Raw genomic sequence first — 23,066 nt, forward strand, 5'->3', positions numbered from 1 at the left:
TCCGCAATCTCCCACGTCATCCAAACACGGGAGAGTGACATTCCTACTTTGCAGAATCAGGACATTTTAACTTTGCGCCTACAACCTCGGATCACATAACATACATTATGGAACCCGCTATTTCCTGCCTGAAGACGTGGTTAGGTTTTTCTCGTTGAGTTTGTCCAAAATGACGCCTTTTTGGCCAGAATTAGTCCCTGATTTGCTTTGCCCCCCCGGTTCAGTCGAAACGCTGTTGGTGAGCGCTGGCGACGCCGGCTATGAAGTCCAAAGTTCGATCGTGCCGCTCGATCAAGCGCCGCGTGCGCTGGCGGCGCGAGATTCCAGGGCCTGATCAAGCTTTCACAGATGCTTCGGCGACGACACGAGTCGCACGACGATATACATTCGAAAAGGGCCGCTGCAACCATTCCGCGCCAGCATAGTTGCCTTGCAGTTGTTGAGCGCGGTAGGGTTATTTTTTCGTAGCAAGTCTAGGTGACCAAAGTGGTTCGGTTTCTGTGATATGTGAGGAGCGTCATGGCAGGTCAGGAAATTCCGAATGAAGCATCTCTGCAGCGGACGCTTGTCACACACGAACTGAAAACCCGGTTTCGTGCGGTTGATCACGCCAATGAGAACTTTGCACTTCTGCGGCTTGGGGATGCGTTGGTCGCGGAGCCCGATATAGTCCTTCAGCAACTATCAGAGACGATTCTTGATACATGCCGCGCACAATCAGCTGGGCTCAGCATCCTGGAGCGCGCGGACGGCCAGGAACTGTTCCGTTGGACAGCTGTGGTTGGGGCCTTCGCGCAGAATTCCGGCGGAACGATGCCGCGCAACGAGAGCCCGTGCAGCATCGTCATCGACACGGAGGAAGTTCAACTGTTTAGGCGACCTGAGCTTTCTTTTGCGCCCCTTAAGCTTATAGAGCCTCCCATCCAAGAAGCTCTCCTCGCGCCGTTTTACGCGGATGGACGACCTGCCGGGACGATATGGGCAATCACGCATGATATGCGGCATCAGTTCGACTCCGAGGATGCACGACTTCTGGGTAATCTGACCCGCTTTGCCTCGGCCTACTTTCGATTGGTTGCTGCTCGCGAGGTGCAGAAATCCGCCCGTCGTGATGCCGAGGAGCGTCTTTCCGAGGTCGAAGCGCTGAGGAAACGGCAGCAAGTGTTGCTGAGGGAGTTAAACCATCGCGTGGGTAACCTCCTCACGGTCGTCTCCTCCATCGCCAACAAGACGGTGGGGCGTGGTCGTCCCGTTGCCGATTTTCAGCAGCGTATCACAGCTCTGTCACGTGCGCAGAACCTAATCACCAAGCCAGAAGCCAGGGCTTCTTTGGCGGAAGTGGTTGACGCCGAATTGAACCCCTACATGGGCACTCACAGTGCTCAGGTTAAGATTGAGGGACCGCACGCTGTGGTAGACGAGGCACACGTTCAAGCACTCAGTCTTGCTGTCCATGAACTCGCCACCAATGCGATCAAGTACGGCGCTTTGAAAGCCTCCACTGGTCGCCTGGAGATCAAGTGGGAGCTCAGAAGAGAAGGTGCAGCCACGAAGGCCGTTCTAGAATGGTGCGAAAGCGGAGTGGATGTCTCTCAGGACGCCATGGATCGCCAAGGATTTGGGCGGGAACTGATCGAGCGTTCACTCGGGCGCGCTCTTGATGCGGATGTGAATTACCAGCTGCACCGGAACGGTGTCGTCTGCACGATAGTGCTCCCGGTAGAAGTCGACCAATAATTGGTTACGGCGGCCAAGAGTTGCGGCGTGGGTACGGCGAGCGGGTCGCCATGGTCGGAGACGGCATCAACGACGCGCCCCCGTGGTGCTGGCTTTCCTCTTTTCCACGCTTGTTGGCCTCGTATTCGGCCTCTATCCTGCAGCGGTCGAGAATGTCGGCAAGCTCAGCTACATAGCGGCCCTGCCTGACCTGCACGCCCGGAGAACAGCCGAAAGATCAGAAGTTCATTATACAACGAGAATCCTTATGGTCCCGCTGACGGCGAAGGTGGCGAAAAACGCCGCCGCTATGGCGAAATCGGCAGCCAGAATAACCGAAACCGAAGCCAATCTTTCTGCAACGGCGGCCGAAATCGCAGCTTTTGAGTAGTGCGATGGGTTGAGCCCCGCCTAAGGGACGCCGACTTCTGCGCGGTTCACGGCCGCTGTGCACCGGTCGCGCTGACGTAGAGTGAATAGAGCGACGTTGTCGCCGTGATGAAAAGGCGGTTGCGGCGGGGGCCGCCGAAGGTGAGGTTGGCAACGGTCTGAGGGATCAGGATCTTGCCAAGGAGCCGGCCGTCTGCGGCGAAGCAGTGGATGCCGTCGGCAGCACTAGACCAGACGTTGCCCTCGGTGTCGACACGCATGCCATCGGGAATACCATTGTCGATGAGGGCGAAGACGCGGCCGTTTTCAAGCCTCTTTCCGTCGACCACGTCAAAGGCGCGAATGTGGCGCGGCGCGGTGTCGTCGTGGCTGGCGGCGGAATCGGCGATGTAGAGGGTCTTTTCGTCCGGCGAGAAAGCAAGGCCGTTGGGCTGGCGGAAATCGCCTATGACGGCTGAAAGGTCGCCCGTTTCCGGATCGAGGCGGTAGACGTTCTGGGCACCCTGCTCCGGCTCTGCCCTATAGCCCTCGTAATCGGAAAGGATGCCGTAGGTGGGATCGGTGAACCAGACTGAACCGTCGAAGCCCACGACCACGTCGTTGGGCGAGTTGAGCCGTTTGCCCTCGAAAGAATCCGCGAGCACGGTGATCGTGCCGTCGGGTTCTGTGCGGGTGACGCGGCGGGTGCCGTGCTCGCAGGTGACGAGCCGGCCCTGGCGGTCTCGGGTGTTGCCGTTGGCGAAGTTGGAGGGTTGACGGAAAACCGAGACACCGCCGTCGGGCTCCCAACGCAGCATGCGCTGGTTGGGGATGTCGCTGAAAAGAAGCTGGTTGGCGTCGCCGAACCACACCGGGCCCTCGGCCCAGCGGCAACCGCTATAGAGTTCCTCGAGCCGCGCGTTCTTGATGATCAGCGAGCGGAAGCGGGTGTCGTGGATTTCATAGAGAGTATCGTTGCTCATGTTTCGTTCTGTTTCAGGGTTGCCGCGCCCGGCGGCCACTGGCCACGACGATGACGCTGATGATGATGAGGCCGGTCATGATCAGGCGGACGCCGGCGCCCAGCCCGTAGGTGTTGAGCATCGAGACGACCAGGAACATGAACAGCGAAGCGCCCCACACGCCCGGCACGTTGGAATCGCCGCCGGCGACCGACGTGCCGCCGATGACAACGACGGCGATCGACATCAGGAGATATTCCGCCCCCATGTTCAGCGCCGCACCGCCCGAGAAGCAGGCGAGCAGATAGCCGCAAAGGGCGGCGAGCACGGCGCACAGCACGTAGGTGATGAAGCGCGTGCCGTCGACCGGGATGCCGGCCATGCGGGCGGCCGCCATGCTCTGGCCTATGGCGGTGATCCAGCGGCCGTAGAGGGATTTTTCCAGAAGGACCCAGGCGATGACGGCGACAGCAAGTGCCACGATGGCCATGTTGGGGATGCCGAGCGTGCTCGACGTGGTGAACTCCGCGAGCAGGCTCGGCGGCTTGATCCGCAAGCCGCGGTTGGTCCAGATCGCCGCCGACTGCACGATGAAGCTCATGGCCAGCGTGGCGATGATCGGCGGGATGCGCAGGAGCTTGATGAGCCCGTAATTGCACACGCCGACCCCGACGCCGATGGCGAGTGCTGACAGCAGCCCCGGCACGATCATGCCGTTGTCGACGCCCATCAGCTTGAGCGCCACCGTGCCGGCGAGCGTCATGGTGGCCGGCACCGAAAGGTCGATATTGCCCGGCCCGAGCGTGATGACGAACATCTGACCGATGCCGACGATCACCGAGAAGGCGGCGAATGTGAGCGCGGCCTTGGAAAGGCCCACGGCGCTCGCCCCGCCCGTCACCATTATCGTGGCGAACCAGACGACGGCGACGGCGAGATAGGACCAGATCCAGGGTTTTCGCATAAGGCCGTGGAAGAGGGTCATCGGCGCCTCTCCCTGCTTTCGATGCGGTTGAGGAAAAGCCTCAGCGCCAGGACGATGATGAGGATGGCGCCCTGCGCGCCGATCTGCCAGTCCGGCGAGATGCGCAGGAAGGACAGGAAGGAGCCGGCGAGCGTCAGCGTCAGCGCGCCGATGACGGCGCCGATGGGCGAGACGCGGCCGCCGACGAACTCGCCGCCGCCGAGGATGACGCCGGCAATCGAAAGCAGCGTATAGCGCAGTGCGATGTTGGCGTCGGCTGAGGTGGTGAGCCCGACAAGCGCGATGCCGGCGGCGACCGCAAAGGCGCCGGCGAGCCCATAAGCCCCTGCCCTCGCCACCAGCGCCGACCAGCCGGCGCGCTCCACCGAACGCTCGTTGCCGCCCACGCCGCGCACGAGCACGCCGAAGGACGAGCGCATGACGATGAAGTGGGCAAGAAGGGCGATAACGATGCTGGCGACGATGGCCATCGGCATGAGCGGCGGCTTGGCGGTCATCAGCCAACGCGCCCACTCCGGCGCATGCCCACCGGGAGCCGGCAGGAGAAGCACCGCAAGGCCCGTCCATACAAAGCTCATGCCAAGCGTGACGACGATGGATGGAAGGTCGCGCAGGTGGATGATGACGCCGAGGAGCGCATAAACGGCGATGGCGGCGAGCAGGATCAGCACGCCGAGCGGAGGATTATCGTGCAGGAAGGTCGCCGCCACGCAGGCTGCGAAACTGACGAAGGCGCCCATCGACAGGTCGAGATTGTTGACCGCCATGATAAGCATCTGGGCAATGGTCGCCAGCGCGATGGGGACGGCGAGGTTGAAGAGCAGGTTGAGGCCCACATAGCTCATTGCCCGCGGCTGCAGCCAGAAGACGGCAGCGAGCAGGCTCGCCAGCGACAGGGCGGGAACAATCAGCCGGATGGTGTCGGAGGAAGGCCTGAGATTCACGCCGCCGCTCCCTGGAAGGAGGCGGCGAGGATATTGGCCTCGTTGACGTCGTCGCCCGAAAGCTCGGCGACGATCACGCCTTCACGGAAAACGTAGACGCGGTCGCACAGGCACACCTCTTCCATCTCCGTCGAGTACCAGACGAAGGTGCGGCCGGCGTCCGCCTCGTCGCGGACGATACGGTAGACTTCTTGCTTGGTGCCGACATCGACGCCGCGCATCGGGTCGTCCATCAACACCACCGGCGCGCGGGTGGAAAGAGCGCGGGCGAACAGTACCTTCTGCTGGTTGCCGCCGGAAAGGGAAAGAATGGGATTCTCAATGTTCTGCGTGCGGATCTCGATCCTCTTCCTCCAGTCCTCTCCCCTGCCCTCTTCGACCTCGCCAGCGACGAAGCCGCGGCGCGACATATCGCCGAGCGAGGCGATGGAGAGGTTCCTCAGGATGCTCCACAGATCGAAGATGCCGTTGAGCCGGCGGTCGCCGGCTACGAAGGCAACCGCAGGGTTGTGCCGTGGCCACCAGTTGCCGCTTCTTTGCGCGTGAAGCCACATCAGCATCTCCGTCTGGCCGTGACCGCTTAAGCCCGCGAGGCCGACGATCTCGCCACGGCGTGCCGTGAACGACAATCCGCTTCCGGTCTGCTCCAGCACGACCGGTGCTGCTGCCAGGTCGCGGCTTTCGCGTCGCGCGGCCTCGCCCTTGGCCACGGTACCCATGGCCTCAAACAGGCTTTGCGCGGTGAACCCGCCCGCCGGGCGCTCGGCGACGATGCGGCCGTCCTTCATGACGATGATGCGATCGGCGGTGCCGAGGATCTCGTGCAGGATGTGAGAGATGAAGATGACGGCGCCGCCGTCAGCCACGAAGCGGCGCACATGGGCGAGCATCTGCTTGGCGAGGCTGGCATCGAGCGAGGACGTCGGCTCGTCGAGGATGACGAGGCGCGGCGCCGTGCCGGCGTTGGAGAACGCCATGGCGATCTCCACCATCTGGCGCTCGGCGATGGATAGGGCGCCGACCGTCTCGCCGCTGTCGATGCCGTGGCCGGGGAAGATCGCGCCGAGGCTTTCTTCGATGATCCGGCGCGCCCTCCCCCGCCAGCCGACACCGCCGAGGTCGTGATGCACGATGCGGACGTTCTCGACCACCGTCAGGTTGGGGCAGAGAGACAGTTCCTGGAACACGCAGCGCACGCCGTGGGCGCGGGCGACGTTGATGCCGTAGGCATGGACCGCGTTGCCGTCGGTCGACACGCTGCCCTGGTCGGGCGTAAGGCCGCCGTTGATAACGTTGACGATGGTCGACTTGCCGGCGCCATTGTGGCCGACCAGGCCGACGCACTCGCCCGGCATGATCTTGAGCGTCACGCCGTCGAGCGCCTTGACGGCGCCGAAGCTGATCCTCGCGCCTTCAACCTCGATTATGGGGTGCTGGGGCTGTTCGGCGGCTATTGTCATGGCTTTCGTGGGGCAGGTTGCCGCGCGGCGTCAGAAGGCACCGCGCGACAGAAGGAAGGCTACATCGCCGCGTTGATGACTTCCAACGCGTCCTCCTGCGAATACTCCACATTCGCGACGCCGCCGGCCTCGGTATTCTCCAGGTTCTCCTCGAGATTGTCCTGGTCGATGCGCAGGAACGGCACCGTCAGGTCCTTCGGCACGTCCTTGCCGTCGAGGATCTGCTGCGCGACCCAGAATGCGAGGGTGGAGACGCCGGGAGCGATGGAAACGGACATGGTCTCATAGCCGTTGGCGTCCTTCTGCTCCTTCCACCACGTCAACTCGTCGTGGCGGTTGCCCATGATGATGATCGGCATCTCCCGGTCCGTCGCAGCAAAAGCCTGCGCTGCGCCATAGCCGTCACCGCCTTGGGTGACCACGGCGTCGATCTCCGGCAGGCTCGGCAGGATGCCCGCCACTGCCTTCTGCGCCACGTCCTGCGCCCAGTCGCCATGCACCGAACCGACGATCTTGAACTGCGGATACGCCTCCACGCCGTCATGGATGCCGGCGGAGATCTCGTCGTCGACGAAGACGCCGGCAAGGCCGCGGATCTCCAGGAGGTTACCGCCATCGGGCAGGCGGCCGGCGAGATATTCGATCTGGCTACGGCCCATTTCGTGGAAGTCGACCGCGATGCGCCATGCGCACGGCTCGGTGACGATGCCGTCGAACGAGACGACGGTGATGCCCGCGTCGCAGGCTTCCTTGACGGCGCCGTTCAGCCCCTCGGGCGAGGCAGCGTTGAGCACGATGGCATCATATCCCTGCAGGATAAGGTTCTGGATCTGGGCAGCCTGCTCCGTCACCTGGTTCTCAGCGGTGGTGAAGGCGTCCGCCGCAGCCACGGTGCCGGCTTCCACGGCTTCGCCGGTCACCTTGTCCCAGCTCGTCAGCATGGCCTGGCGCCAGGAATTGCCGGCATAGTTGTTGGAAAGCGCGATGCGCTTGTCCGACGTGTCGGCGCTCGCCGAAAAGGGCATCGCCGCGCACAGGATAGCGGCCGAGGCCAGAAGCGTGTTGCGAATTCTCATCTCTCTCTCCCTTTGAATGCCGCCCGCCAGCAGGAACATTCCCTCCGCCATTCAGGCGGCAGACAACGGACGGTCCTATCGTGCTGAGTCTCCTCCCTCAGTTGGCGCAGGATGAAATAGATTGCGGATCGTGTATAGGATCATTGAGGCAAGCCGTTTGCGGGTCTTACCGCAAATGATGCGGGTTTATGCAGGACGAAGCCGCCCGCTCGGGCGCTTACTCGCGTGAGCGGCCGGAACTTGCCGGCCGCGGGAGGAAACCTCGACATGCTTCAGATGGCGCCGGCAGCGCTCGTCGATCACTATCTTGGAATCTCGCGCCTGCTCGCGGGGCAGCTCGATTTCCGCTCGGCCATCCGTGCGGTGGCCGCCGAGGTCGCCCACATCCTGCCGCACGACCATATGGACGTCTGCATACTGATGGTCGACGGCAAATACCACACCGCCTACGAGACGGGCATGGACACGGCCTGGAGCGAGCTCAAATCAGCACCGGTCGCCAACAGTCCGATCCGCACGCTCCTGTGGGGTGAGGTCGACTATCTCCTCACCGACGACGCCTGCGCCGACCCGCGCTTCCATTTCGACGGCGCGTTCAAGGGCCCGATCGTCGAGCAGGGGCTCAGAAGCCGAGTGCACGTGCCCATGAAGGTACAGGGCGAGATCATCGGTGCCTTGTCCTGTTCCTCGCAGACGGCGCGCCTCTATACCATGGAGGACATCGGCCATGCACGCGCCATCGCCGACCTGCTCTCCCCCTATTTCTTCGCCCTTCGGGCCGCCGAGCAGGCGCAGCGCTCGGCCATCGTGGAGGCGGAGGCGCGGGCCCGCGAGGAAGGCCTGCGGCTCGGCGCGCTGAAGCTCACGGAAGCGCTGGAGCAGGAGCGCCAGCGCATCGGCATGGACCTGCACGACCAGACGCTGGCCGACCTCACACGGCTGGCGCGGCGCATCGAACAGTTGTCGCACACTGGCGACATCACGCCGGAAGCGCTGGAGCCCTTGTCGCGCGGCCTGCAGCACTGCATGCAGGATCTGCGCCACATCATCGAGCAGGCAAAGCCTTCCGTACTGCAGCTTTTCGGGCTGGCGCAGGCGGTGGAGAACCATCTCGAACGCTCGGTGCGCGACAGCGGTACGGCCATCGAATGGGAGCTCATCGACGAGACGCAGGGCGCCTGCGACGGGCTGGAGCCGACGGTCAGCGTGGCGCTCTTCCGCATTGCCCAGGAAGCGATCAACAATGCCGTCCGCCACGCCCGCCCCTCGATGATCAGAGTACGGCTTTCCTGCCGCGAGGAGGAGATCGCCATCGTCATTGCCGACGACGGCGAAGGCGTCCAGCGCCCGCGCGGGCGCGCCGGCGGCGGCATCGACAACATGAAGACGCGCGCCCGGCTGATCTCGGCGAGATTCTCCATCGGCCCGCCGCGCACGGGCAAGGGCACGGTGGTGAAGGTGGTGCTGCCCATCCCCTCCCCCGCCCAGGCAGCGGATACACACGAGGAGATGCGATGAAAGTCCTGATCGTCGAGGACGACCCGCTGCACCGGTCCTATCTCAACGAGGCGGTGCGCGCGGCGCTGCCCGAATGCGACACGGTGATCGAGGCCGACAACGGCACGGAAGGCGAGCACCTCGCCCGTCATCACGAATCCGCGCACATCGTGATGGACCTGCAGATGAATATCAGAAACGGCATCGAAGCCGCCCGCACCATTTGGAAGGAGCGGCCGGAGACCCGCATCCTCTTCTGGTCCAACTATTCCGACGAAGCCTATGTGCGCGGCGTCTCGCGCATTGTGCCGGACGGGGCGGCCTACGGCTATGTGCTGAAGTCGGCCTCCGACGAGCGGTTGAAGCTGGCGCTGCGCTCGATTTTCGTCGAGAGCCAATGCGTGATCGACCGCGAGGTGCGCGGCCTGCAGCAGAAGAGCCTCGGCCAGGTGAGCGGTTTCACCGATACCGAATACGAGATCCTTGTCGATATCGCGCTGGGCCTCACCGACCGCGCCATCGCCAAGCGCCGCAATCTCTCGCTCAGAAGCGTACAGAACCGCCTGCAGCAGCTCTACGACAAGCTCGAGGTCTACCAGACGACCGGCGAGGACGACGACGGCCGCTTCAACCTGCGTACCCGCGCGGTGGCCGTGGCCTTCCTGCGCAAGCTCCTGAACTACAGCGCCCTGGAACGTGCCGAGACTGAGCTCAAGGAGTGGCTCGAGGGTAGGTAAGCGCAACAACCCGATTGGTCGGAACTGACGAAACATAGGCGAAGACAGTCCGCTCCTCCTCGAAGTCCGGGGAAACGGCCAATCCCAGCGGTCCGCCTTCGGCACTGAAATCCATGTCGGGAACCACGCCGCGCTCCTGGACTTCGCCCCCATCGGGAAGGATGCGTAGGATGCGCGCTGACTGGCGCTCGGAGACCGGGGCCGTGCCGTCCGGCAGAAAGGCGAGCCCCATGGCATGTCCAGGCCGGAGACGACCTCCGTTACTTCTCCCGGATAGAGTTCTCCATGCTGCGCACTACCGGAACCCCCGCCGCAGATAGCCATGACCACCGCCGCAAGGGTTGGTGCTATGTCTTTCCGGGTAGTAAGCGCTCGGATCTCCCTTGGTGTCTCGACGTCTATTGGGTTACCCGTTCAGACGGGCAAATGACTCGGCGTAGCGGCCTTCACGTTCGGCGAAGCGCTGGAAGTGCACGCGCTCGACGAGGACTTCTTCGGCACCAGGTTGCTCTTCGATCAGCGCTACGGTTTCGGAGATGTAGTCCGCAAGAGGCATTGCATTGGGGTCGCTGCCCTGCACCGGCGTGCCGCGCAACTGCACGCGCAGCGTCTGGCTGTACGAATGAATGGCCGCTTTGGTCGCGCAATGTCAGAAGCCGCCAGCCGATACCGCCGCGCATGACGTAGAAGATCGCGTTCATGATCTCGCGCAGCGACCAACGGCGCAAGGAAGCTGCTGACTAAATGGCCCGAACCTGGGCCAGCCGCTTGACGGCATATTCGTCCTTCCAGCAGACGGCGGCCTGCCAGGCGGCCGATGCCTGTTCGGCAATGTCCCATGCATCAGCGTCGAGATCGGCAGCATTGTGGGGCAGTTCAAGGTCGAGATCAGGAACGTCGACATGTGACTCGTCCCAGTCGATGAGCGCGACCCGGTTGGCGGTCATGAGGATGTTGCGTGGATTAGCGTCACCGTGGACGACGCAGGTCTGACGGCCTACGAGCCGCGCCCAGGCCGCCCGGCATCGAGCAACGCCCTCGGGCGGCATTGCGGTGAGATCGATGCGCGTCCCCCGATCAACTTGCAGCAGGTCGGTAGAGGATTGCCAGCCCGGACGCTGCGGCCAATCTTGCGTCAGCCGGTGCAGTTGACGCAGCGCGTCGGCCACGCGACGCCAGTCACCCTTGGTCTCGGGCGGTCCGCCCTCCAAGTATTGCATCACCACCAGACCATCGACGAACAGCCGGCCATCCATCGCCGGGATAGGTACCGGTACCGTCATCCCGTTTCGGTCGAGGTGCAGGAGGAGTCCGGTCTCCCAAGCCAGATCAGCGTCGCTCCGCGTGCCAAGTCGGGCGACTGCAAGCTGCCCACCGACTTGCACACTCCAAACATCATTGGGGCTTTCGCTAGTGAACCGTTCCAGGCGGCGAGCGTCTTTTCCCCAATATTCGAGTGCGTTCCATCCCATTCACAACACTTTCAAGGCTTCAGCTCAGTTGAGCAAGGATATCGTCGACGACGCTCGCGACAGTACCGGCCGTGTCGATATTGATCCCGGCGGGAAGGTATTCGCGGGTCCCGTGGTAGCGGAGTACCAACGCACGCTCGTCTGACTCGAAGCCCGGCTCATTTGGCCGTCCTTCCAATCGTCGGTTCAACGTCTGGACATCTATATCGAGCACGAAAACCTTGTCGAAAAGGTCCAGGAATTTATGGTGATTGCGGGAGCCACCACAGAAGAAGGTGACAGGGTGGGTGGCGTCGGCAGTAATGGCCCGGACCTTGTCTAAAGGCCAGATCCAGTGCGCGTAAACCCAGGCGATGCGGTCCGCGCCCTTGGGTGGTCCTGCGAGTGCCTGACCTCTCTCTGGGTCGCCGACATAGGCCAACACCCGGTCACCATGGATGACATGGTAGCCCCGCCGCTCCAGTTCGGTTGCGACAGACGTTTTTCCAGTGCCGGAACCGCCTTCGATCAGATAGTTCTTGATGCCCATGCGCGCCGTTTACCACAGCTTTCAATTCGTTGAGACTACATGTGCTGACGCTTCACCAACGAATTTCACCCAATCAACGGCGGCTTTCGGGACTTTGCGGATTAGCGGTGAAGGTCCGAAATGAGGTCGAACCTTTCCGATCAGGCAGCAGCGAGATGCCTACCGTGAATCTGTGTCCCAATAATACATAGGGGCCTCTAAGGACGTGGCGGTGGACCCGGTCGCGGCGGGACGTCTGGCGGTTGGTCCGGTGGAATTGGCCGCGGCGGCTCCGGCTCCGGTCCTGGTGGTTGTGGTGGCGGTTTCGGCGGGACGGCCATTATTAGTCTCCTCGCCGATTGAACTGTTATCCGCCGGGATCAGTTCCGATTTCGTCAAAGCTCCCGAGCAAGGGGTGCCCGCCACTGTGAGGCAGCAGGCACGTTTTGTCACTCACCCTGCAGCTTGTGCAGCCTCTTCAGGATCTGACCGAACGACCACAGTCTTAGCTATTGCCTCAACCTCATCTCCGGGCATGCCAACGCGCCTAGCGTGCTCGCGGATAGAATCAATATCTCTGGCCTGGTAAATGCAGATCGTGCCCAGGCGACCATCCGGTTCAGCCACCACGTAGGACCTGATCCAGCGCACTCGATCTGGCATCTCTTCATTGCCTACTTTGGCCGAGACGCCGGCTGCCTTCTCCAATTCTTCAGCGTTCGCCCATGCACTGCGACGCCGTATTGCGTATAGTTCCATTGCTTCCTCCCATCGAAAGCTCCCCGAAAATGGGAACACGGCAGGATACCAGAAACTGGGAGACCTCGCGATCATAGTCGCGTCATTTGGAGAAGCGCCCGCCGCCGCGGGGGACCGGCTCCTACGACGACGCCCGGCCACCGAGAGTCAGCCCGGGTTGTAGCGCTTATTTTGGTGTTTTGCAGGGCGCAGTCGAAAAGCTGCAACTACCGCTCACTGAGGACGGCACAGCCTAGTGCGACTGCTGCACCGGTGCGCGCTGCCCGGTATGCAATGAGGTCGAACCGCCGCAGCTGCCGCCCGAATTCGGGGAAAAGGTGGCGACACGAGCGCCATTGGCGTTCGGGGCGTAGACTTTCAGTCCGTCCGGCTTTTCAGCGGACGAAGACCGAAGAGCCGCATGTCCTTATTGCACGCGATGTTGAAGCGCGCAACGGTGTTCCCCGAGCCTGGCGGCTCGCGGTGGATGGATAGGATTTGCAGTGTGAAGTTCGCGGTGGGTTTCTAGCGCGCTGCCCGCGCTTCTTCGTGCTTGGCGCCTCACGGCGCAGGATGCGGCGGAACCCAGACGCACAACGGCGATGCATCCCGCCGCCTGGCGCTCATTGTTCAATGACGTAGACGATCTCCCGGGTCTGCGGTTCGACGAGGACCGTGCGTCCTTCAAGAATCACATAGTGATACGTAACGTCGGGGACTTCGAGTGGTCGAAGCTGGATCGTATCCGGCAGTGCGGTGCCAACCTCAATCGAGACTCCGGGCGGCGGCTGCACCGGTTCCACGGGGTTGGCGATCACATACTCACGGATCACCGTCTCCTGCTCCGGCGAAATTACGATGTCCTGCGCGGCCGCCGTGCCGGCAAGCAACATCAAGGATGCCACGGTAGCGGATAGTTTGGCTTTCATCTTCCTGGCTCCAACGATTGCGATGGCCGAAGAACCCGCAGAAACGAAACTCGTTCCAAATCATTGCGCTTCTCGGTGGTTTGCCGCCTTGCGGCGGGTGGAAGCAACTAGGAGGCGTGAAACTCGGCTACAGCACCAGCCCAGCTTTCACGCCAAGTTCCGAACTCAATGAGTTTAATGCGTTGCGTTCGGCTACAGTGGCCAGAACGGTCCTACCAATCGAACCCCCGATAATTGCTCAGATCAAGGCTCCTGAGCTGCCAGGAAAGCCCCAGAAAACTGTAATTTCGCGTTCGATGGGGCTTCGCCATCTTGGGACAGAACTACAAAACGCCGCTGCGCGCTATGTCGCCGGGATTGTAGGCATGGTGCTTGGTGTCGACCCGCTCGATCTCCGACGCGGCGATGCTCCTAGTGCGATAAGCGTTCCTCAAATCGCGATTTAGAGCTTCTCACAAAGCAGCACAGTTCCCGTTCCGGCAAGGACGATCTCATTAGTTTGTTCGTAACCTGGCCTTCAGCTGCGTCAGGACGCCGGCCAGGGAGACCTTCAGCTCCAGCCCTGTTACTTCCCACATCATCGTCAAATCATCTAGGCGTGATAGCCGACTCCTCCCTAAGGCGTTGCCTCGAAACGAGGATAGATATCTTTGGGATGTCTACGCGGCAGAGTTCGCTGCCCCTAGAGCGGATTTTCCGGCCGAAGCCGCGGGCCGATCAAGCGTTTCCTCGGTCGTCGAACCGGTTTCGCTCAGGCGCTGTGTCTCGGCGACATAGCGGGCCGTTTCGGCCGCAAGATGGTCGGAAAGCGTGACTCATCTATCGGCTCCCTCCCGCTCCGGCTCGCTCGCACGCTGCTGCCTTGCCCGAGTCTCATCCGGCACCTTCGCCACAGGTCTGCCGTGCAGCCCGTCATTGACAAGACCTCCCACGAAGCTCGCAAACGGGGTGATGTTCTGATGGACGCTCGCCTGCTCCAGGGCAACCGTATAGTCTTCGCGCCGCTCGACGGGGACCACGGTCCAGGGATAGCCGCCGGATGCCAACATCACATTCATCAGGAAGCGGCCCATACGGCCGTTACCGTCCATGTACGGGTGGATATAGACGAAGATGAAATGCCCGAGCACGACGCGCACGGCGGCATCCTCTTCGGCCGCGAGAAGTTCGAAGAACACCGGCATCGCATCGCGCACCGCGTGGGGGGGGAGTGGTACGTGCTTTGAATTGCGGATGAATACGCGGTCGCTGCGGTAGCCGGCAAGATCTGCGGGTCTGGCAAGGCCGGCGGTCACGCTCGGGGCGAAGAGCTCGCGATACCATTCGCCGTGATCACGATCAGCGACCGTGCCGGGATTTTCACTGCCGAGGACAGCGCGCACGCTCGTCTTCACGGCCTGAAAAGCAAGGTGGTAGCCGCGCGCGGCCAGCGCGTCTTGATGCTCGCGGTCCTGCTCGTTCTGGTCCGGGTTCCAGCTCCCGGAACGCACGCGCTCAATCAGCGTCGGGCTGACGCGGTAGCCCGCGATCGAGAGCGAGTGATAGGCATCCGTCACGTAGATGTCTTCGACGCGTTTCAGATAGGCTTCGATATCGTTGGGACGGCCGGGCGCGGGCGGGAAGTTATCCGCGATATCTGCGCGCATCGCCTGCCATATCAGGCGGATGCGTCCGGCATAAGCGGAGCGCTCGCGAGTAGGCAGGTCGACGTGCAGCCTGCGTTCGAACGGGTCGGTTTCGCGGACGGTGTAGCCTGCGGCCTCCATGTTCTTGATGATGTCATTAGCGATGCGTCCGCGGCCAATATTGCGAAACGCGCCTGCCAGCCGTCCGGCGACGACGCTGTGTCCGCCTTCGAGCAGGTGCGCAAGGATCTCCGATGCGTCTGCAAAATGCGCGAGCGTCGTGCGAGCATCGGTCGGGCTTTGCGCGAAAAAACCGGCCGAGGCTTCCACCAGCGCGGCGGCGGGCTTGTAAAGGCGCACGTTGTTTTCTTCGATGGTGTCTTTTGCCGGCGGAAGCGCGGCCCTGACGTCGAAAATCGAGGTGCCATGCATCAGCTTGGTCGGCTTGTTGCCGCCTTTTTCAGCACGCACCCATAGCTGCGCGGGTACGGTGCGGTTGCCGGCATGCAGCTTGAGGGATTGTTCCGGGGCGATGCACCAAGTCGTGCCGAAACGCTCCCGCAGATACGCGGCGCAGAAGTCCCAAAAGGACGCATACCAAGGCGTCGTATCGCCGTCCCGGTCGTTCGGGCTTGACGGGATGTACCAGCCCTTCATCACCTCCTGCAGGAATCCATTTTTGAGCAGCCGTTCGCGGTGAGTGCGCGTCAGGCTGTCCGAGCGGATCGCAACTGCGCCATTCTCCTGCAGCGCTTTGAGCGCTTCCAGTGATTCAGCCAGTTTCTCGGAGGGAGTCGCCATCAGACCTGTGCCGCCGTTCGGTTATCGCGTCGCGCGGCTCATAGGTTTTGGTGCCGGACGACTCTTAGGTTATCCGGTTCTGCCATTATTAGGTTTTCGTGTCGATCTAATATTATTCTGTAGAAGTTCGGGGCGGGGGACCGGCTCCTACGACGACGCCCGGCCACCGGGGGTCAGCGCGGGTGTAACGCTTGTTGCAGTGGTCTGGTTGAATGCCGGGACCGCAGACCCCGCTCAGGATCCGCCTGGGCTCAGGACTCGTTGATCACAGGCAGAAGATGATTGTTGCGGCGAACATCCCCTTCTTAAGAAGGCTTGCCGCGGTGCATAGACGATGCCACTCGCAACGCGCCGGTCGTCAACGCGCGGAACTCCATGGGAGAGCGGAAAATACGGCGATATCCGCGCCATCTGGCGCTCGCTCAGCAGAAACAAGTCACTCATCAGGGACTCCTTCAATGGAGGCCTTGAATCAAACCGGAAACTGATCCGCAAGAAAATTAACGGGTCCTGAACCTAGTCTTCCTATCCGCTCCGCCAGCCAGTAAACGAACAAGCTCGGCCTGCCGGCGCACGCCGACCTTGTCGAATATGCGATGCAGATGCGTGCGAGCGGTGGAGACGGCGATACCGCATCTGGCGGCAGCCGCCTCGCGCCCGTCACCCTTGAGGATTTCGAGGGTGAAGGTGGCCTCGGCCGGCGTCAGGCCGAATTTCTCCTGCAGCTCTTTTCTCCGTTCCGCAAGCTCCCGCTCGGCGTCGACGATTGTGAGGATCGCTACGGGCCGCAGCAGACCAAAAACGCCGATGTCGCGCCGTGCCGCGGTCATCCCGGTCGGCAGGACCTCGATCGTGACGGGTGGGCGTGCGTGCCCCCGTGTCAGAATGATCGACCCGCCCGGGCCGCCAGGTTCAAGTTTCAAGTCGGCGCAGGACGCAATCAGCCGGTCGAGCGCGGCCGCAACATCCGGCTGCGCCGGGGAAAGCCGGCCTTGCTCGAGGCCAAGCTCAGGGATCGACTTGAATAGCGCCTCCGCTTCGTCATCCGCAAAGACGATGTTTGCATCTCTGTCGAGACAGATAGTGCCCTTTCCCGGCCTCGAAGAATTGACGCCGATGTCCTCCCTGGCCGCCAGATGCGCAATCTCGCTCTGAAGGGAAAATGCCCGCGCCAGATGGGGAGCGATTGCCTTGAACAAGGCGATCTCCTCGTCAGAGAAATCCTCGTTCGGCCGTTTGTGCAGACCACACATTTGCCATGCGCGGTCGCTGGTGGTGAGATTGACGACCAGCGCCGCCTGGCCGAGCCTCTGCCTCTGCCACCATTCATTGTAAAGCGCCGTCCGGCTGAACTCAGCCGTCGGATACAGCTCCCTGAAGTCAAGCACGCGGCCGGCGGGGGCGGCGAGCAGCCTCTCGGCCATCCGAGCGAAGCCGTCGTGGAAACCGACTTTCATCCAGTGATCGCGGAAATTCTGCTTGTAGTCGGGATCGCGCCGCGGCGCGATCATGGCGAAGGAATGGGATTTGGGCGAATACGCCTGCAGGCACTCCTGCACACCGCCCACCGCATCGCTCACCCGGACCAAAAGCTGCGGCCATAGTTCCGGCTCGAATGCCGCGTCGTAGATGCTGCCTACCAGATCCAGCGCCGCCTCGTAGCGCATCGGCCAAGCCCCGCTTTCCGTGATGAGCCCCTCAACCCGCAGAGCGTCTCATCGGTACACAACCCCCAGCTGTACTGCGAAACTCTAACGAATTCACGCCGCATTGACCATGCCCGCAGGCTGTAAGTAGCGCAAAGGCAACAATAGCGTCTTTGACAGCCGGCGTAGAACGTTCGTCGGACGCGCAATTTTCCCAAATCGGACAAAAGGCATGAAGCACGCCGGCAAGTCCGGCCATCAGCCATGGCCATTTGGGGAAATGCATGAAATCGCTGAAGACGCGGGACCATACAACCGGAAAAGTCCGCGAGCGCGCCCTGTGGCGGGCGCTGGCGGGCACGACGGTTCTGACTGGCGTTCGGATCACAGGACTCGCGCTGGCAACCGCCGCTGTCGGCGTAGCCGCAGTGACCGGCCCGGCGAGGGCCGATCTGTGGACAGGGGCGGTTTCGGACGATTGGTTTGTGGACGGCAATTGGCTGGATGGCTCAGCGCCGACCGCAGGCGATTTCGTGTATCTCAACTCTGCCAGTTTCAATCCGGTGATACTATCGGGCGGTTCGGTGGGTGGTATCACCCAATTCCGTATCGGCCTGACGAGCGATGGCACTGGCGACTTGACCATCGAAAGTGGCGGTGCGCTTAGCGGTGATTATGGCGTCATCGGCTCCAGGGAAGGCTCGATCGGTGTGGTGACGGTGACCGGCCCCACCTCCGCCTGGACCAATACTGGCGACGTCACCGTCGGTTTTGCCGGCAACGGAACGTTGACTATTGAAGACCAGGGAACAGTAGCCAACACCAACGGTTTGATTGGCTATTTTGATACTGCCGGCGGAAACGTCACCGTTTCGGGCGCGGGCTCGATCTGGACGAATTCCGGCGACCTCTTCGTTGGGCGCGAGGGCCACGGAACGCTGACCATTGAAAACCAGGGTACGGTGACCGACACCAACGGCTTCATCGGCCGTTTAAATGGTTCGACCGGCAACGTGACCGTTTCGGGCGCGGGCTCGACATGGACGAATTCTACCGCACTCGTTGTCGGCGACGCCGGGACAGGCACGCTGACGGTTTTAGATGGCGGCACGGTCAGTAGTAACAGTTCTGGTTTTATCGGCTTTTACGCAGGCTCCAGCGGCGCGGCGACGGTAACCGGTTTGGGCTCGACTTGGACAAATTCCACCGCTCTCGGTGTCGGCGTCTTTGGAGAAGGATTGCTGATGATCGAGAACGGAGGCGCTGTTAGCAACAGTAACGGCGCTATCGGACTGGAAGCAGACTCCTTCGGCACAGTAACGGTGACGGGCGCGGGCTCGACTTGGACGAATTCCGGTGCTCTCTTTGTCGGTGACGGGGGGGCCGGCATGCTGACGGTTTCCGATGGCGGTACAGTCAGTGACAGCTCTGGCTATATCGGCGTTTCCGCAGGCTCCAGCGGCACGGCGACGGTAACCGGACCCGGCTCCACCTGGACGAACGGCGGGAACCTCGAAATCGGCGGCGAAGGCGACGGCACCCTGACTATTGCGGACGGCGGCACCGTCAGCAACGCCGAAGCCTATATCGGCCACGAAATAGGCTCCATCGGTGAAGTGACCGTCACCGGCCGCGGCTCCAGTTGGAATCCCCGCGACCTCATTGTCGGTTCCAGGGGCAATGGCGCGTTGACGGTCGAGGATGGCGGTGGGGTCAACACCGCCCACGGCGTTATCGGCGATTTCAATAGCGGCACGGGAACGGCGGTTGTGACAGGCTCGGGTTCGACATTGACGAGCAGCGCACTGTTTTTCGTTGGCGGAGTTGGTGAGGGAACATTGACGGTGGAAGCTGGCGGTGCGGTCGACGGTGATGGCAGCGTTATCGGATACGCCGCGTCTTCCCTCGGCATGGCGACTGTAACCGGCCCCGGCTCGACCTGGGCGAACACCGGGGGATTCTATGTCGGCTATTTGGGCGAGGGCATGCTGACCATCGCGGATGGCGGTGTCATGGATAACGTCAACGGCTACATCGGCTACCTTGAAGGTTCGAGCGGAAACGTAACCGTCTCGGACGCAAACTCGAGCTGGATCAATTCCGGCAGCCTTACCATCGGCCGCGAAGGCAGCGGCACTTTGACCATCGCGGATGGCGGCACGGTGAATAATGCCAATCAGGCGAGCATCGGTGATCAAGTAGGCTCCAGCGGCACGGCGACGGTGACCGGTCCCGCCTCCACCTGGACGAGTTCCGACAGTCTCTTTGTCGGCGGTGGCGGCGATGGCACGCTGACTGTAGAGAACGGCGGTGCCGTCACAAGCAACGGCGGCATCATCGGGCTTGAGGCAGGCTCTACCGGCTCGGCGAGCGTGGCGGGCTCGGATTCAACCTGGACCAATACCGGCTTCTTTTATGTCGGCTATTTGGGCGATGGCGGGTTCACTATCGAAGACGGAGGGACTGTCAGCAACCGCGGCAGCGCCATCGGCCTTTTCGCCGGAAGTTCCGGCACCGCGACAGTATCCGGATCGGGTTCCACCTGGACGGTCGACGGTAATCTCCACGTGGGCTTGCAAGATGCCACGGGCACGCTGCTCATCGAGGAAGGGGGCACCGTCAGCAGCGATGCCGGCACCATCGGCAACAATAGCGCGGGCGCGGCCGGCATGGTCACCGTCACAGGTGCGGGCTCGACCTGGAGGAATTCCGGCTCTCTGACTGTTGGCGGACTGGGCAAAGGGACGCTGACGATCGCCGAGGGCGCAACACTATCGAGCATCGGCGGTTCCGTCGGCTCCAGTGCGAGCGGCCAAGGCAACGTAACCCTGACTGGCAACGGGACGCGATGGGAAAGCACAGCAGGTCTCACGATCGGTGATTTCGGCGCCGGAGAGTTGACAATCGCAGACCAGGCGGTCGTCAATTCAACAAGTGCAATGTTCCTCGCCCGTGAGGCGGGCTCGCGGGGCGTTTTCAATATCGGCGCGGCTGAGGGCGATCCGGCGGCGGCGCCCGGCACACTGAATACCACGCCGCTAACATTCGGCGACGGCGATGGCCGCATAGTCTTCAATCATACGGCTGACGACTACACCTTCGTCCCCGGGCTGATCGGCACCGGTCGGATCGACCTCCTAGCCGGGAATACCGAGATAAACAATGCTTTCGCCTTTTCCGGCGCTACCACCGTGCACGACTCGGCGACCTTCGTCGCCAACGGCACACTGGGCGGGATATTAGACGTGCTTGCCGGCGGAAGACTACGGGGCGCCGGCGCGGTCGGCACGACAACCATGGCCGGCTCCGTCGCGCCCGGCAATTCCATAGGCACGCTGACGGTGTCGGGCGATTACACGCAAGCCGCGGGCTCCACCTATGAGGTGGAAGTTGACGGCGCCGGGAATTCCGACCTGCTCGACGTCAGCGGCACGGCCACCCTTGAGGGCGGCACGGTGGAGGTTGTTCCACTGCCTGACTTCACGATCGACACCTCCTATACGGTTCTGAGCGCGGCCGGAGGGGTCACGGGAACGTTTGACGACCTCGCCCTCACCTCGGGATCCTTCCTCTTTCTGTCGCCTGAGCTCACTTATGATGGCAGCAATGCCTATCTGACCTTCCATCAGGCGGCGGATTTCGCCAGTGTCGCAGAGACGTCGAACCATGCGGCCGCGGCTCAAGGCGTGCAGTCGCTGGGCGGCGGGAATGCGCTCTTCAGCGCCGTCGCTCTTCTGGATTCCGCCGAAGAGGCGCGCGCCGCCTTCGACGCACTATCAGGCGAGGTGCATGCCAGCGCAAAGAGCGCGCTGATCAAAGATAGCCGTTTCGTGCGCGAGGCGGCGGCGGGGCGCGTGCGCGCGGCTTTCGGCGGTGTCGCGGCCGATGCTGTCCCCGTCCTGGCCTACGGGCCAGAGGGCCGCGGGATCGCGCCCGCCGACACGGAGCGGTTCGCCGCCTGGGGGCAGGCTTTCGGTTCCTGGGGGCGCTGGGACGGCGACGGCAATGCAGCCGCGCTCGACCGCGACATCGGCGGCTTTTTCCTAGGCGCGGACATGGCGGTTGCCGACACATGGAGGCTCGGCGTTCTCACCGGCCACAGCCGCTCGACCCTCGAAATCGACGAGCGTACCTCCTCGGCCAGCAGCGACAACTTTCATCTCGGCCTTTATGGTGGAACGCAATCAGGTGCCATCGGTCTGCGCGGCGGCCTCGCCTACACATGGCATGATATCGAGATTAACCGGCACGTCGCATTCGACGGCTTCGTCGACGGGCTCGAAGCTAATTATGACGCCGGCACGCTCCAAGCTTTCGGCGAGGCCGGCTACCGCATCGATACGGCAGCGGTCTCCTTCGAACCTTTTGCCAATCTTGCCTACGTTCGGGTGAAATCGGACGGGTTTTCCGAAACCGGCGGGGCGGCGGCGCTGACCGAGCAAAGCGCGACTACAGAAACCGCATTCACCACCCTCGGTCTGCGCGCTTCCGGAGAATTCGACCTTGCCGGCGATAGCCTCACGGCGCAGGGCATGATCGGCTGGCGGCACGCATTCGGCGACACGGAACCGGTTTCGAGGCTCGCCCTTGCCGGCGGCGATGCGTTCACCATCACCGGCGTACCGATCACCAAAGATGCCGCAGTGGTTGAATTTGGACTGGATTATGAACTCGCAACTGCCGCCACGCTGGGCATTTCCTACCAGGGACAGCTCGCATCGGGCGCGTATGACCACGGCCTCCGTGCAAGGCTGAGCGCACGGTTTTAGGCTTGTAAACCTGTGACCGGGCGATGGCGCTGCGAGAAGGCGAAGGACGGATGAAGACTTGGGTCAGGTGCCGCTCGGCTTGTTGGGGTGATCGGGCTCGCCGTCGCCGAAGCCTTATTTCACCTCCATAGGCTCTCCTGCCTGTCGATCCATCTCGGCCGCACCAAGACCAGTGCGGCCGACACAGAGGCGTTTGTCGATGACCCAGCGCCGCCAGGCATGGCCTGAGCCAAATCCGCACCAGATCTTGTCATCGCTCGTGCTCCTGCTTGCCGCCTTTGTCGCCTCTGCAACAGCTGCGAGAGCCAATTGCTCAACCGCGGATCACCGCCAAGACAGTTGGTCTTTTGGCAATCGACCGCTCGGGTCGATCACCGTCACCTTATGAGGACGATGCGGACCCCAGTTCCAACACACGAGATTGCGATCGTTCTGCTCGGCGCCCGGCGCGAAGCTCGGAACAAGGATCCCAGCGACACCTTCTGGCCGCAGCCGGTCATGCATGGCCCAGGAGGCGGGTCGCTGTCCGTCACTGAGTGCTGCCGCCCAGGCGCAAGCCATGTCCTCAAGCGCGACCGACACTTCGCGCCTCCCCTGCTCTGACGTCAAATCCACGATGTCTTCGCAATCAACCTCGTAGGAGCAGAGCACGCAGGGGTCGATGCGATGGGCAAAGCCCTGGTTAGCCTCTTTGACCGCCGTCATGACGGTGAGCGCCAGATAGAGAGCCGGCACACCTTTGGGATTGAAACGAGCACCCCTGATTGCCGCGCCGTCGCCAGAGGTCGGCTTGAATGCCCAACGAGGATCATGGGCCCTGTAGCAGGTTCCA

General features: G+C 62.4%; 19 protein-coding genes and 1 pseudogene. 5 read left to right on the forward strand and 15 right to left on the reverse strand.

The window, feature by feature from the left end; all coding sequences use genetic code 11:
- Positions 1-519: 519 nt before the first annotated feature.
- Together N5A92_RS27100 and N5A92_RS27105 are read left to right on the forward strand one after the other, a co-directional pair.
- A complete protein-coding gene (locus tag N5A92_RS27100; protein ID WP_260907727.1) occupies positions 520-1,737 on the forward strand; it encodes a sensor histidine kinase in 1,218 nt (405 codons plus the stop codon).
- Between the two features lie 82 nt (positions 1,738-1,819).
- A complete protein-coding gene (locus N5A92_RS27105) occupies positions 1,820-2,107 on the forward strand; it encodes a hypothetical protein (protein WP_260907728.1) in 288 nt (95 codons plus the stop codon).
- Positions 2,108-2,153: 46 nt separating this feature from the next.
- On the opposite strand, the gene N5A92_RS27110 is transcribed toward N5A92_RS27105, so the two are convergent.
- Genes N5A92_RS27110 through N5A92_RS27130 form a run of 5 tightly spaced genes read right to left on the reverse strand, consistent with a single transcriptional unit; the run spans position 2,154 to position 7,512 of the window.
- On the reverse strand, positions 2,154-3,068 hold the full coding sequence (locus N5A92_RS27110; protein WP_260907730.1) for an SMP-30/gluconolactonase/LRE family protein: 915 nt from the start codon (positions 3,066-3,068) through the stop codon (positions 2,154-2,156).
- Positions 3,069-3,081: 13 nt separating this feature from the next.
- Complete coding sequence (locus N5A92_RS27115; protein WP_260907732.1) at positions 3,082-4,032, reverse strand: ABC transporter permease; 951 nt, start codon at positions 4,030-4,032, stop codon at positions 3,082-3,084.
- Entirely contained in the window at positions 4,029-4,976 is a 948-nt protein-coding gene (locus N5A92_RS27120; protein ID WP_260907734.1) for an ABC transporter permease, read from the reverse strand. The genes N5A92_RS27115 and N5A92_RS27120 overlap by 4 nt, the downstream gene beginning before the upstream one ends.
- Positions 4,973-6,436, reverse strand: coding sequence for a sugar ABC transporter ATP-binding protein (locus N5A92_RS27125; RefSeq protein ID WP_260907736.1), 1,464 nt, complete (start codon positions 6,434-6,436; stop codon positions 4,973-4,975). The genes N5A92_RS27120 and N5A92_RS27125 overlap by 4 nt, the downstream gene beginning before the upstream one ends.
- Positions 6,437-6,495: 59 nt before the next feature.
- Positions 6,496-7,512: an ABC transporter substrate-binding protein gene (locus N5A92_RS27130; protein ID WP_260907738.1), complete on the reverse strand. Its 1,017-nt coding sequence runs from the start codon at positions 7,510-7,512 to the stop codon at positions 6,496-6,498.
- Positions 7,513-7,779: 267 nt separating this feature from the next.
- Here N5A92_RS27130 and N5A92_RS27135 point away from each other — a divergent pair, with 267 nt between their 5' ends.
- Positions 7,780-9,030 carry a GAF domain-containing sensor histidine kinase gene (locus N5A92_RS27135; RefSeq protein ID WP_260907740.1) on the forward strand — a complete coding sequence of 417 codons (1,251 nt, stop codon included), beginning with the start codon at positions 7,780-7,782 and terminating at the stop codon, positions 9,028-9,030.
- A complete protein-coding gene (locus N5A92_RS27140; RefSeq protein WP_260907742.1) occupies positions 9,027-9,746 on the forward strand; it encodes a response regulator transcription factor in 720 nt (239 codons plus the stop codon). The genes N5A92_RS27135 and N5A92_RS27140 overlap by 4 nt, the downstream gene beginning before the upstream one ends.
- Here the strand turns inward: N5A92_RS27140 and N5A92_RS27145 are convergent.
- From N5A92_RS27145 to N5A92_RS27190, 9 genes and pseudogenes are all read right to left on the reverse strand, one after another.
- Positions 9,721-9,978: a PQQ-dependent sugar dehydrogenase gene (locus N5A92_RS27145; protein WP_260907743.1), complete on the reverse strand. Its 258-nt coding sequence runs from the start codon at positions 9,976-9,978 to the stop codon at positions 9,721-9,723. The two genes, N5A92_RS27140 and N5A92_RS27145, sit on opposite strands and share 26 nt — an antisense overlap.
- A 174-nt stretch (positions 9,979-10,152) precedes the next feature.
- Positions 10,153-10,347 carry a hypothetical protein gene (locus N5A92_RS27150; protein ID WP_260907762.1) on the reverse strand — a complete coding sequence of 65 codons (195 nt, stop codon included), beginning with the start codon at positions 10,345-10,347 and terminating at the stop codon, positions 10,153-10,155.
- A gap of 139 nt (positions 10,348-10,486) precedes the next feature.
- The gene (locus N5A92_RS27160) at positions 10,487-11,218 is read right to left on the reverse strand and encodes a phosphotransferase enzyme family protein (RefSeq protein WP_260907745.1); all 732 of its coding nucleotides are present in this window, start codon (positions 11,216-11,218) and stop codon (positions 10,487-10,489) included.
- A gap of 19 nt (positions 11,219-11,237) precedes the next feature.
- Positions 11,238-11,747, reverse strand: a complete 510-nt coding sequence (locus N5A92_RS27165) for an AAA family ATPase (RefSeq protein ID WP_260907747.1) — start codon at positions 11,745-11,747, stop codon at positions 11,238-11,240.
- Positions 11,748-12,179: 432 nt separating this feature from the next.
- Positions 12,180-12,560 (reverse strand): nickel-binding protein, encoded by a 381-nt coding sequence (locus tag N5A92_RS27170; protein ID WP_313958470.1) that lies wholly within the window; start codon positions 12,558-12,560, stop codon positions 12,180-12,182.
- Between the two features lie 527 nt (positions 12,561-13,087).
- Entirely contained in the window at positions 13,088-13,393 is a 306-nt protein-coding gene (locus tag N5A92_RS27175) for a DUF1236 domain-containing protein (protein ID WP_260907751.1), read from the reverse strand.
- Positions 13,394-14,208: 815 nt separating this feature from the next.
- On the reverse strand, positions 14,209-15,819 hold the full coding sequence (locus N5A92_RS27180) for a Fic family protein (protein WP_260907753.1): 1,611 nt from the start codon (positions 15,817-15,819) through the stop codon (positions 14,209-14,211).
- Between the two features lie 318 nt (positions 15,820-16,137).
- Positions 16,138-16,263, reverse strand: a pseudogene (locus N5A92_RS27185) (IS5/IS1182 family transposase); the annotation flags it as partial.
- A gap of 56 nt (positions 16,264-16,319) precedes the next feature.
- Positions 16,320-17,486, reverse strand: coding sequence for a helix-turn-helix transcriptional regulator (locus N5A92_RS27190; protein WP_260907756.1), 1,167 nt, complete (start codon positions 17,484-17,486; stop codon positions 16,320-16,322).
- Positions 17,487-17,749: 263 nt separating this feature from the next.
- Between N5A92_RS27190 and N5A92_RS27195 the strand changes: the two genes are divergently transcribed.
- Positions 17,750-22,234 carry an autotransporter domain-containing protein gene (locus N5A92_RS27195; protein WP_260907759.1) on the forward strand — a complete coding sequence of 1,495 codons (4,485 nt, stop codon included), beginning with the start codon at positions 17,750-17,752 and terminating at the stop codon, positions 22,232-22,234.
- Between the two features lie 324 nt (positions 22,235-22,558).
- On the opposite strand, the gene N5A92_RS27200 is transcribed toward N5A92_RS27195, so the two are convergent.
- Positions 22,559-23,066 (reverse strand): RES family NAD+ phosphorylase (locus N5A92_RS27200; RefSeq protein WP_260907761.1); only part of this gene is annotated, 508 nt, incomplete at its 5' end.

It is taken from the genome of Chelativorans salis (genome assembly GCF_025336525.1).
Lineage (GTDB): Bacteria > Pseudomonadota > Alphaproteobacteria > Rhizobiales > Rhizobiaceae > Chelativorans > Chelativorans salis.

What these genes read in the sequence shown, in the direction of transcription:
- N5A92_RS27115 (WP_260907732.1), bottom strand. Translation starts at nt 4,032, where the DNA reads ATGACCCTCTTCCACGGCCTTATGCGAAAACCCTGGATCTGGTCCTAT.
- N5A92_RS27135 (WP_260907740.1), top strand. Translation starts at nt 7,780, where the DNA reads ATGCTTCAGATGGCGCCGGCAGCGCTCGTCGATCACTATCTTGGAATC.
- N5A92_RS27190 (WP_260907756.1), bottom strand. Translation starts at nt 17,486, where the DNA reads ATGCGCTACGAGGCGGCGCTGGATCTGGTAGGCAGCATCTACGACGCG.
- N5A92_RS27125 (WP_260907736.1), bottom strand. Translation starts at nt 6,436, where the DNA reads ATGACAATAGCCGCCGAACAGCCCCAGCACCCCATAATCGAGGTTGAA.
- N5A92_RS27170 (WP_313958470.1), bottom strand. Translation starts at nt 12,560, where the DNA reads ATGATCGCGAGGTCTCCCAGTTTCTGGTATCCTGCCGTGTTCCCATTT.
- N5A92_RS27145 (WP_260907743.1), bottom strand. Translation starts at nt 9,978, where the DNA reads ATGGGGCTCGCCTTTCTGCCGGACGGCACGGCCCCGGTCTCCGAGCGC.
- N5A92_RS27130 (WP_260907738.1), bottom strand. Translation starts at nt 7,512, where the DNA reads ATGAGAATTCGCAACACGCTTCTGGCCTCGGCCGCTATCCTGTGCGCG.
- N5A92_RS27175 (WP_260907751.1), bottom strand. Translation starts at nt 13,393, where the DNA reads ATGAAAGCCAAACTATCCGCTACCGTGGCATCCTTGATGTTGCTTGCC.
- N5A92_RS27165 (WP_260907747.1), bottom strand. Translation starts at nt 11,747, where the DNA reads ATGGGCATCAAGAACTATCTGATCGAAGGCGGTTCCGGCACTGGAAAA.
- N5A92_RS27100 (WP_260907727.1), top strand. Translation starts at nt 520, where the DNA reads ATGGCAGGTCAGGAAATTCCGAATGAAGCATCTCTGCAGCGGACGCTT.
- N5A92_RS27160 (WP_260907745.1), bottom strand. Translation starts at nt 11,218, where the DNA reads ATGGGATGGAACGCACTCGAATATTGGGGAAAAGACGCTCGCCGCCTG.
- N5A92_RS27180 (WP_260907753.1), bottom strand. Translation starts at nt 15,819, where the DNA reads ATGGCGACTCCCTCCGAGAAACTGGCTGAATCACTGGAAGCGCTCAAA.
- N5A92_RS27110 (WP_260907730.1), bottom strand. Translation starts at nt 3,068, where the DNA reads ATGAGCAACGATACTCTCTATGAAATCCACGACACCCGCTTCCGCTCG.
- N5A92_RS27140 (WP_260907742.1), top strand. Translation starts at nt 9,027, where the DNA reads ATGAAAGTCCTGATCGTCGAGGACGACCCGCTGCACCGGTCCTATCTC.
- N5A92_RS27195 (WP_260907759.1), top strand. Translation starts at nt 17,750, where the DNA reads ATGAAATCGCTGAAGACGCGGGACCATACAACCGGAAAAGTCCGCGAG.